Below are 9,387 nucleotides of genomic sequence, written 5' to 3'. Positions count from 1 at the left end.
TCGTAGCGCCGCAGCTGGCCGCATAGCGGCGTCACGGTGACGACCAGGCCATGCTGCTGCCGCAGCCGCTGCGCCACGGCATGGTTCATCTCGGACGGCGCCGACACGCCCATCTCCGCGGCGATGGCTTCCGCCGCGGCTTCCAGCTGGGCGAAGTGGTTGGACCGGTCGTGGAAGAAGTCGCGCGCCTCCTCGGTCGGCAGCAGGATCCGCCGGCCCGTGGGCAAGGCGATGCCGCCCGAATCCTCCCGCGCCACGCGCCAGGCGCGGTACAGCGCCAGCATGGCGCGCGCCGCGTTCGGCGCGCTGCCGGCCAGCGTCGAGACCTCCTCCTCCGGCACCTGGTCGAGGCCGAGCAGCGGGTCGGACATGACCTCGCGCAGCCCGGTCTCGATCGCCTTCTCCCGCATGCCGGACAGCGCTGCGATGTCGACCTGCAGCGCCTCGGTCAGCTTGATCAGCAGGGTGGCGGTGACCGCCCGCTGGTCATGCTCGATCAGGTTCAGGTAGCTGGCCGAGATGCCGAGCCGAGCGGCCAGGGCCTGCTGCGCCAGCCCCTTTTCCTGCCGCAACCGGCGCACGGTCCGGCCGATCAGCGCACGCGCCATGCTTCACTGCCTTTACGAAATTCACAAGCGTACTGTTAAAGCGGCAACCTCTTTGCCGGTTTTCACAGCATTAGGAGCTCAACTTCGGCGCTGCAATGTGAATTATTGACCCTGCGAGCCGGGACTTGCCGGCCCAGGAGAACACGTGATGCGCCAGACACCCGCCCCGACCCATTCGCCCGATGGCAGCTTCGGCGGTGGCCGCCCCGAGCCCGGCCGCTTCGACGGCATCCGCCGCGACTATACCCCAGCGGATGTGGCGAAGCTGTCCGGCAGCTTCCGGATCGAGCACACCCTGGCCGATATGGGCGCCCGCCGGCTCTGGCAGCTGCTGAAGACCGAGCCGCAGGTGACCACGCTCGGCGCGCTGACGGGGATGCAGGCGCTGCAGCAGGTGAAGGCCGGGCTGAAGGCGATCTACCTCTCGGGCTGGCAGGTCGCCGCCGACGCCAACACCGCCGGGGCCATGTACCCCGACCAGTCGCTCTACCCCGCCAATGCCGGGCCGGAGCTGTGCAAGCGCATCAACAATGCGCTCCAGCGCGCCGACCAGATCGAGCATTCGGAAGGCGGCGCGCAGCGCGACTGGTTCGCGCCGATCGTCGCCGACGCCGAGGCCGGCTTTGGCGGCCCGCTCAACTGCTTCGAGATCATGAAGGCGTACATCGCGGCGGGTGCCGCCGGCGTGCACTATGAGGACCAGCTCGCGTCCGAGAAGAAGTGCGGCCATCTCGGCGGCAAGGTGCTGATCCCGACCCAGGCACACATTCGCAACCTCGACGCCGCGCGCCTCGCTGCGGACGTGTCGGGTGTGCCGACGATCATCTGCGCGCGCACCGATGCCGAGTCGGCGAAGCTCATCACCTCCGACGTCGACGAGCGCGATCACGAGTTCCTGACCGGCGAGCGCACCGCCGAGGGCTTCTTCCGGCTGAAGGACGGCACCGGCGTGGATCATTGCATCAAACGCGGCCTCGCCTTTGCCGAACATGCCGACCTGCTGTGGTGGGAGACGAGCTACCCCAATCTCGACGACGCGCGCCGCTTCGCCGAGGCGATCAAGAAGCGGTTCCCCAACAAGATGCTCGCCTATAACTGCTCGCCGTCGTTCAACTGGGCGGCCAAGCTCGACGCCGAGACGATCGCCAAGTTCCAGCGCGAGATCGGCGCGATGGGGTACAAGTACCAGTTCGTGACGCTGGCGGGCTTCCATCAGCTCAACCACGGGATGTTCGAGCTCGCTTCCGGCTATCGCGATCGCGGCATGGCGGCCTACTCCGAGCTGCAGCAGGCGGAGTTCGCCAGCGAGGCGACCGGCTACACCGCGACGCGTCACCAGCGCGAGGTCGGCACCGGCTATTTCGACCTGATCGCTCAGGCGGTCGCGGGCGGCGAGAGCTCGACCACCGCGCTCGCGGAGTCTACCGAGGCCGCGCAGTTCAAGAAGGAAGCCGCATAGTGAGCGACGACATCGACATGCGCGAGCGCCCCAGCGATGGCGGACGCCCGCGCGCCGTCCTCTCGCCGATGGACTTCGACCTGCTCAAGGAAGCGGTCGGCGAATACATCCGCAATCTGCCGGACGACGACACCCGCTCTCGCCAGTTCACCCAACTCTATCACCGGCTCGGAAGGGCCGGCTAGCGACCGCGAGGCAGGCGCAGCCTGCCGACCCGGCGGCGCGGCAACAAAACAACGTCTTCCTGGGGAGGAAGGATGCCCGTCGGAGCCGTCAGGCCCCCGGCGGGCATTTCCGTGCACCCGGTCTCGCCGTCGCGCGTTGGGGCGCCATGGCCGACAGCCTGATCGCCCGCGTCCGCAAGGACATCGTGCTCTACGGCGCCCTGGCGGCAAACCTGGGCATCGCCATCGCCAAGTTCGTCGCCGCCGGCATCACCGGTTCGTCCTCGATGCTGTCAGAGGGCTTCCACTCCTGCGTCGACAGCTTCAACCAGGTGCTGCTGCTCTATGGCCAGCACCGGGCCAAGCGACCGCCCGACGCGGTCCACCCCTTCGGCTATGGCCGGGAGCTGTATTTCTGGGCTTTCGTCGTGGCGCTCCTCATCTTCGCGATCGGCGCGGGCGTATCGGTATACGAGGGCGTCCACCACATCCATAACCCGGAGCCGTTGCGCGATCCGACCATCAACTATGTCGTCCTGGCGGTGGCGGTGGTGATGGAGGGGACCAGCTGGTTCATCGCGCGGCGCGAGTTCGACACGGCGCGCGGCGAACTCGGGTGGTGGCAAGCGGTGCGGCAGTCGAAGGACCCGGCCGGCTTCATGGTGCTGTTCGAGGACTCGGCCGCGCTCGCCGGGCTGGTCATCGCGGGCGTCGGGGTGTGGGCAAGCCACCGGTTCGACCGCCCCGAGCTCGACGGCTATGCCTCGATCGCAATCGGCGCCGTGCTGGCGATCGTGGCGGTGTTCCTGGCACGCGAAGCCAAGGGCTTGCTGATCGGAGAACCCGCCGACGCCACCATCATCGCGCAGGTCCATGCCTTGGTCGACGGCCATCCGGCGATCGCCAGCGTCAACCACATCCGCACGATCCACACCGCGCCCGACCGGGTGTTCGTCGCGATCAGTGCAGATTTCCACGACGCGGTCACGATGGGCGAGGGCGAGGCGATCCTCAAGGATCTGGAGGGGCGGCTGAAGGCCGCGGTGCCGGTCCTGTCGTCAATTTACATTCGCCCCGAGAAGCGCGAGGATGCCGTCGTGGTTCCGCCACCCGGGGCCTAGCCGCATTCGGATGCAGCCGGTAAGTAGCGCCGATGCCCAGACTGTTCCGCCCGCTGCTCGTTCTCCTCCTGTGGCTCGGCGTCGCGGTGCCCGCCCAGGCGGCGGTGACCGTCACTTTCTGGAGCCACGAGTTCGGCAACAGCTTCCCGCACGCCTTCATCACCCTGCGCGGGACGCCGGATGCGGGTGGTCCGCCGATCGAGAAGGATTATGGCTTCACCGCCAAGACCGTCTCGCCGGCGATCCTGTTCGGCTCGGTTCCAGGCCGCATCATGCAGAACCCGCGATCCTATATGGGATCGAGCGACGCTCAGTTCGCCGTCGTCCTCACCGACGCGCAATATGCGGCGATGCTGAAGCTGGTCGCTGCCTGGGACGAGAAGACCGGCAACGGCACCTATAGTCTCAACAGCCGCAACTGCGTCCACTTCGTGAAGGAAGCGGCGCGCGTCGCGGGGCTGACCGGCCTCGACCATCCCAAGCTGATGAAAAAGCCGCGCTCGTACCTGCTCGCCGTCCAGGCGGCGAACGACCGCCGCGTCACCAAGATCAACCAGGAGGGCAAGGTGTATCTGGCGACGCTACCGCCGCTGACCGTGTCGGCCCCGGTGCCGACGGGCTCGGCGCTGGTTCCTGCCCGCTAGGCCGCCGTCCAGCCGCCGTCCACCGACAGGTTGGCGCCGGTGATCGAGCGCGCCTCCTCTCGGCACAGGAACAGCGCCAGCGCCGCCACCTCTTCCGGCGTCACGAAGCGCTTGGTCGGCTGGGCGGCGAGCAGCACGTCGTTCATCACCTGCTCGCGCGTCAGTCCGCGCGCCTTCATCGTGTCGGGGATCTGGTTCTCGACCAGCGGGGTCCAGACATAGCCGGGCGACACCATGTTGACCGTCACGCCGTCGGTCGCCGCCTCCAGCGCCAGCGTCTTGGTCAGCCCGACCAGTCCGTGCTTGGCCATCACATAGGCGGACTTGTTTGGGCTCGCGACCAGGCTGTGCGCGGAGCCGGTGGAGATCATCCGCCCCCATCCCGCCTTGCGCATGTGCGGCAGCGCCGCGCGCGACAGGTGCCAGGCCGACGACATGATGATAGCGATGATCGCGTCATAGCGCTCGACCGGGAAGTCGGCGATCGGCGCGACATGCTGGATGCCGGCGTTGTTGACGACGATGTCGACCGAACCGGTGGCCGCCACCGTCCGCTCCACCATGGCCGCGATCTGCTCGGGCTTGGTCATGTCCGCGGCGTCGTACAGCGCCTGCGCCCCGCTCGCGGTCGCCAGTTCGCCCCGCGCCGCCTCGATCGCCTCTGCGTCGGCGAAGCCGTTGACGACGACGCTCGCCCCTTCCCCCGCCAGCCCGCGCGCGATCGCCAGGCCGATGCCGCTGGTGGAGCCCGTCACGATTGCCGTCTTGCCGCTCAGGAACATGGGTCTTGGTCCTCTTCTACCAACCTGGCTGTGGCAAGCCGTGCGGCGGCGTGCAACCCGGGAGCCGCCCGAAGCATTACACCGCCGTAACGGCTAGGATCCGCGCATGCGCCTCGACGATTTCGACCCCAACATCAATGTCGGCTCGCAGAGCAATCGCGGTGGCGGGTTCGGCGGCGGCGGTGGGTTGCTGATGGGCCTCCTGCCGATGGTTGCCAGCCGGTTCGGCTGCGGCGGGGTCGTCGTGCTGTTGATCCTGATGGCGGTGTTCAGCGGCGGCCTGGGCGGCATCGGCTCGATGCTCGGCGGCGGCACCACCGCGCCGACGTCGCGATCGGCCCCGGCCGAGACCACCGGCGCCACGGCGATCTGCTCCGCCGATCCGGCGCGCAAGGCGACCTGCAACGCGTTCAGCAGCGCCGAGAACACCTGGGAGGCACTGTTCGCGCAGAGCGGCGCCCGGTTCGAGCCGCCATCGCTCCAGTTCTTCGACCAGAACGGCCAGTCGGGCTGCGGCGCCGCGCAGGCGGCGATGGGACCCTTCTACTGCCCGCTCGATCGCGGCATCTATATCGACACGACCTTCTTCAACGAGCTCTCCACGAAGTTCGGCGCGCAGGGCGATTTTGCCCAATATTACGTCGTCGCGCATGAGTTCGGCCACCATATCCAGACGCTGACCGGCGCGTCCGCCAAGGTCCAGCAGATCCAGCGTTCGGCGAGCCGCGAAGAGGGCAACGCCGCCTCTGTGCGTCTAGAGCTGCAGGCCGATTGCTACGCCGGCGTTTGGGCCGCGCAGAACAAGCAGCGGCTGGACCCTGGCGATGTCGAGGAGGGCATGACCGCCGCGCAGGCGATCGGCGACGACACGTTGCAGAAGAAGAGCTCGGGGACGGTGAACCAGGAAAGCTTTACCCATGGCAGCAGCGCCCAGCGCCAACGCTGGCTCCAGCGCGGCTTGCAGTCCGGCGACCCGGCGCAGTGCGACACGTTCAGCGGCGCGATCTGAGGTAGAGCTCAACCGCACGAGGAAAGGGCCCGGACGTCACCGTCCGGGCCCATCTTGTTCAGCCAGCCAGACTGTCAGTACGTCCCCGAGAAGCTCCGGTTGAGGTTGGTCGGATGCTCCCTCAGCCCTCATCCAATTGCCGTTCATCGCGATCACCGAACAACCCCTTGTCGCCCTGCTCCTCGCGCTCTTCGTCGGGCCAGTGCTGCTGCGCCTCCGACGCGGTCTTGCGCAGCACCACCTTGCCGCCGTCCGCCGACTGCAGCCAGCGTGAGGGGATCGAGTGGTGCCGGCCACCGGCATCGGCATCGTTCTTGGTTAGGACGATGCGGTCGCCGCGAACCTTGTCCACCGTGCCGACATGCTGGCCATCCGATCCGACCACCTCGGCATGCTCCGTGACCTGCGCGAGCAGATCGCGCTGCCCCTGACGTTCGCTGCGAAAGACGGCGAACTCGCTGTGGAACTTGGCCTGATTCTCCTGCCGGTATTCGTGATAGTCACGATCGAAGGCGGACAGCTGCTGCGCCCGCCAGCTATGGTAATGCTCGTCGCGGCCATAGCTGCTGCGGCCGGTTTCATGGTCGCTGTGGCGCGCATCCGCTTCGCGACGCCGCTCCGCCTCCTCGTCGCCGTACCATGACCTGACCTCGTCGCCGGCGCGGGCGAGAAATCCGCGATCGTCGTCATGGTCCTGCGGCTGGCGGCTGTAGCTGCCGCGCTGCTGGCGATAGGCATCGCGACCGTCGCCACGATCCTCATCGCGGGCCGCGCCGTAGACGCCGACCCGTCGCCAACGGTCGCCGGCTGGCAGGTCACGCGCGCCGTGGGATCGCTCATAGGAACCACGATCGCCCGCGCTGCCGTCGTAACCGCGACGGCGATCCTCGCTGTTCCACCCGCGCTGACCGTCCCGGTCGCCGGCGCGCGGACGGTCGCCCTGCTCGTACCCCTCGCCACCGAATTCCTGACGGCCATAAGCCTGCCGACCATAGTCGCGCCCATAGCCATCGCGGCCGGCGCCATAGTGTTCCGCCGCGGTGCCGCCGTAAAAGTCGTCGCGGTCGCCCCCGCGCGTGTTGCGTTCGTAGGCCATCGTGACCTCCTGGATCATTGGTCCTGCGGCACGCGCGCGGCGTTGTTGGGCCGTTGCGCGGCACCGTCTCGACCAAGGCGCGACGCCAGATATTGTTCCAGGTTAAGCCGGTCGCCGGGATAAGCCGGCACCGCTCTGCAATTGTGCGTGGTGGAGCTGAGCGGAATCGAACCGCTGGCCTCTGCAGTGCGATTGCAGCGCTCTCCCATCTGAGCTACAGCCCCGCGCACACCCGTTGGCAGGCCTCGCCGCCACGGGAGCGACGCCTTTACCGGCACTCTCCGGCGTATGCAACACAGCTAACGATGCCTCGAGGGCGCAAAGCCTCTCCCGCGATGCACAGGAATCGCGCTACAACCGTTCCATGGCCGACCAGCAAACTCCCATCCCCGCCGCCACTCTGGTCGTCTTCCGCGACCGTTCCGACGCCGCAGCCGAGCTCCTGATGGTCGAGCGCGCCAAGGCGATGGTCTTCGCCGGCGGCGCGCTGGTCTTCCCCGGCGGCCGTATCGACGCGGGCGACTACGCCATGGCCGAACAGCTCGGCGGCGACCGCGAAGACACCGCCGCACGCATCGCCGCGATCCGCGAGACAATCGAGGAAGCCGGCCTGCCGATCGGCCTTTCGCCCGCTCCGGACCCCGCTACGCTGATTGCGCTGCGAGAAGCGCTCCACGCCAACACGCCATTCGCGCAGGCGCTGGCAGCGACCGACACGCGGCTCGACCTCGACCAGCTGGTACCCTTCGCGCGCTGGCTCCCCGCGCACGCGCACATGCGCATCTTCGACACCCGCTTCTATCTCGCGCGCCTCCCCGCCGATGCGCCGGTCGCAAGCGTCGACGAGACCGAGAATGTGCGCCTGCTCTGGGCGACGGCTGCGCAGGTGCTCGCCGACGCCGATGCCGGCCGAGTGGCGATCATCTATCCCACTCGCCGCAACCTCGAACGCCTCGCGCAGTTCGCCAGCTTCGACGAAGCCGCCGCGCAGGCCCGCGCGATCCCGGTCCGCACCATCACCCCCTATGCCGAGGAGCGCGACGGCCGCACGCACCTCTGCATCCCCGGCGATGCCGGCTATCCGGTCACGTCGGAGGCGATGAACAGCGCCATGCGCGGCTGATGCGCCATCTGCGCCGCCTGGTCCGCGCGGCGGCGGTGGCGATGCTGATCGGACTGGCGCTGTTCCTGTTCTGGGTGGCGTTGCGGGGGCGGCCGCAGGACCTGCCATGGACGGCACTCGATCTGGGGGAACGGCCGGGGGCCTTCACCGGCCGCAAGCTCGTGGCGTTGGGCAACGATCCCTCCGCCTGCCAGGCGCTGCTGCGCCGCGCCGGCGTCCGCTTCGAGCGCATGGCGGCGCGACGCGATGGACCATCCTGCGGCTACGACAGCGCGGTGCGGCTGGCGGGAGGGTCACGTCGCATCCCTCTCTCCCCGAACGAACCCCAGCTCAGCTGCCCGGTCGCGGCCGCGGCGGCGATGTGGGAATGGTCGGTGGTGCAACCCGCCGCGCGCAGATATCTCGGCACGTCGGTGATCGGCATCGACCATCTCGGCAGCTATAACTGCCGCCGCATCGCCGGCCGCGACAATTGGAGCGAGCACGCCACCGCAAACGCGCTCGACGTCGCCGGCTTCCGTCTCGCCGATGGCCGCAGGGTCAGCATCCTCGCCGACTGGCGCGGCGACGGACCCGAAGCCACCTTCCTGAAGCAGGTCCGCACCGGCGCCTGCGACCTCTACGCCACCGTGCTCAGCCCCGACTACAACGCCGCCCACCGCGACCACCTCCACCTCGACCAGGCCAGCCGCGGCGGCTGGGGGTGGCGGGCGTGTCGATGACAGGGCGTGAACGTCCGCTTGTGGTGGAAAGCCGACCTACAAGCCGGTGTAGGCAATATCGCCAGTCGCCCAAATCAGAAGACCGACCGCATCCTGCTTCCAATACACTGTCCCAAAAAAACGCCGCCTGATAATTCGCAACGCCGTTGGACCAGCGCTGCCGGAACTCAGCCCAGCTTACGCTTTTGTCAGCCGAGCAACCGTTGTGAATGATGAACCCCTGCCGTGAAAGGCTCGTCCTAAGTTTCGAGGCTGGTGATCCGGGTGGATAGTCAACCCGAAGCCGCTCGACAATTTCAGGCGAGCGGGAGGCAGATTCAGGCGACGAACCCTGCTCGATACCGCCTTCACAAAGAGAGTTGCTACCGCCGGTCGTCGTGGCACCGATGAGGATCGGGGGCATTTCGTCCAACGCCTGTCCGCACCCGCTAAGAATAAGGCAGGTGACGGCGATCGCAAGAGAGTTTCGCAATGCCATGCGCTTGTTTTGCCCGGTGTGTCGAATGTCCGCAATTGGGGGTGGGTTCAACCGGTGGTCGCAACGGCTTGGGCGAACTTCTCAGCTGGCGTCTGGTACATCAAGGTTTTTCTCGGCCTCTCGTTGAGTTGCCTGGCGATGGTGCTGAGCTGGGCCTGACTGAAGGTCGACAGATCGACGC

The 9,387-nt window shown here is 67.7% G+C and carries 10 protein-coding genes, 1 tRNA gene and 1 pseudogene; 7 read left to right on the top strand and 5 right to left on the bottom strand.

Annotated elements, in window-relative coordinates:
* Positions 1-608 (bottom strand): helix-turn-helix domain-containing protein (locus VFQ64_RS04910; protein WP_325102181.1); only part of this gene is annotated, 608 nt, incomplete at its 3' end.
* 148 nt (positions 609-756) lie between these two features.
* On the opposite strand from VFQ64_RS04910, the gene aceA reads away from it, so the two are divergent.
* From aceA to VFQ64_RS04890, 4 genes are all read left to right on the top strand, one after another.
* The gene (gene aceA, locus VFQ64_RS04905) at positions 757-2,067 is read left to right on the top strand and encodes an isocitrate lyase (protein WP_325102180.1); all 1,311 of its coding nucleotides are present in this window, start codon (positions 757-759) and stop codon (positions 2,065-2,067) included.
* On the top strand, positions 2,067-2,252 hold the full coding sequence (locus VFQ64_RS04900; RefSeq protein WP_325102179.1) for a hypothetical protein: 186 nt from the start codon (positions 2,067-2,069) through the stop codon (positions 2,250-2,252). The genes aceA and VFQ64_RS04900 overlap by 1 nt, the downstream gene beginning before the upstream one ends.
* 146 nt (positions 2,253-2,398) lie before the next feature.
* Positions 2,399-3,352, top strand: a complete 954-nt coding sequence (locus tag VFQ64_RS04895; RefSeq protein WP_325102178.1) for a cation diffusion facilitator family transporter — start codon at positions 2,399-2,401, stop codon at positions 3,350-3,352.
* A 32-nt stretch (positions 3,353-3,384) separates the two neighbouring features.
* Positions 3,385-3,996: a hypothetical protein gene (locus VFQ64_RS04890; RefSeq protein WP_325102177.1), complete on the top strand. Its 612-nt coding sequence runs from the start codon at positions 3,385-3,387 to the stop codon at positions 3,994-3,996.
* On the opposite strand, the gene VFQ64_RS04885 is transcribed toward VFQ64_RS04890, so the two are convergent.
* Complete coding sequence (locus VFQ64_RS04885; RefSeq protein ID WP_325102176.1) at positions 3,993-4,778, bottom strand: 3-hydroxybutyrate dehydrogenase; 786 nt, start codon at positions 4,776-4,778, stop codon at positions 3,993-3,995. The two genes, VFQ64_RS04890 and VFQ64_RS04885, sit on opposite strands and share 4 nt — an antisense overlap.
* Before the next feature lie 106 nt (positions 4,779-4,884).
* Between VFQ64_RS04885 and ypfJ the strand changes: the two genes are divergently transcribed.
* On the top strand, positions 4,885-5,787 hold the full coding sequence (ypfJ, locus tag VFQ64_RS04880) for a KPN_02809 family neutral zinc metallopeptidase (RefSeq protein WP_325102175.1): 903 nt from the start codon (positions 4,885-4,887) through the stop codon (positions 5,785-5,787).
* A 121-nt stretch (positions 5,788-5,908) separates the two neighbouring features.
* On the opposite strand, the gene VFQ64_RS04875 is transcribed toward ypfJ, so the two are convergent.
* Together VFQ64_RS04875 and VFQ64_RS04870 are read right to left on the bottom strand one after the other, a co-directional pair.
* Complete coding sequence (locus VFQ64_RS04875) at positions 5,909-6,883, bottom strand: DUF2171 domain-containing protein (RefSeq protein WP_325102174.1); 975 nt, start codon at positions 6,881-6,883, stop codon at positions 5,909-5,911.
* Between the two features lie 148 nt (positions 6,884-7,031).
* Positions 7,032-7,107, bottom strand: a tRNA-Ala gene (locus tag VFQ64_RS04870).
* A gap of 140 nt (positions 7,108-7,247) precedes the next feature.
* On the opposite strand from VFQ64_RS04870, the gene VFQ64_RS04865 reads away from it, so the two are divergent.
* Together VFQ64_RS04865 and VFQ64_RS04860 are read left to right on the top strand one after the other, a co-directional pair.
* A complete protein-coding gene (locus VFQ64_RS04865) occupies positions 7,248-8,006 on the top strand; it encodes an NUDIX hydrolase (RefSeq protein WP_325102173.1) in 759 nt (252 codons plus the stop codon).
* The gene (locus tag VFQ64_RS04860) at positions 8,006-8,728 is read left to right on the top strand and encodes an extensin family protein (protein WP_325102172.1); all 723 of its coding nucleotides are present in this window, start codon (positions 8,006-8,008) and stop codon (positions 8,726-8,728) included. Before VFQ64_RS04865 ends, VFQ64_RS04860 begins: the two co-directional genes overlap by 1 nt.
* A 525-nt stretch (positions 8,729-9,253) precedes the next feature.
* Here the strand turns inward: VFQ64_RS04860 and VFQ64_RS04855 are convergent.
* Positions 9,254-9,387: pseudogene (locus tag VFQ64_RS04855) on the bottom strand (IS30 family transposase); the annotation flags it as partial.

Origin of the sequence: Sphingomonas sp. (assembly GCF_035714405.1) — a bacterium.
In the GTDB taxonomy this organism is placed as follows: domain Bacteria; phylum Pseudomonadota; class Alphaproteobacteria; order Sphingomonadales; family Sphingomonadaceae; genus Sphingomonas.
Note: the sequence above shows the minus strand (reverse complement) of the source record. Positions and strands in the feature narration are given on the sequence as shown.